General features: G+C 60.1%; 1 protein-coding gene. It reads right to left on the bottom strand.

Features of this window, described 5'->3' with window-relative positions:
• A partial coding sequence (locus EN861_RS34800) for an aminotransferase class I/II-fold pyridoxal phosphate-dependent enzyme (RefSeq protein ID WP_135928245.1) occupies positions 1-311 on the bottom strand: 311 nt, incomplete at both ends.

The following is a 311-nucleotide window of genomic DNA, read 5'->3' as shown; positions in this document are numbered from 1 at the left end:
CTGCCTGCAGTCGAGCGAGCTCATCCGTGCTGTGCAGTCTCGCCGAGGCAAGTGCTGCTCCGATCGAGGCAGTATTGATCGACGCCGAGAACGCATGAGCCACCGCGAATCTGCGAAACAGGTTCTCCTGGTGGACCGTCCCGAGCATCAACATGCCGCCCGAAGCGCCGAAGCCCTTGCCAAGGGACGCAGCGACAATGGTCCGGCTGCCTAGCTCGTCCATCTGCGACCTGGCGAAGCCTTGCCCCTTGTCGCCAAACAACGAAATGCCATGCGCATCGTCAATGTAGAGAAAGAGGCCGTATTTTTCC

The organism is Mesorhizobium sp. M8A.F.Ca.ET.218.01.1.1, assembly GCF_004791165.1.
Lineage (GTDB): Bacteria > Pseudomonadota > Alphaproteobacteria > Rhizobiales > Rhizobiaceae > Mesorhizobium.
Note: the sequence above shows the minus strand (reverse complement) of the source record. Positions and strands in the feature narration are given on the sequence as shown.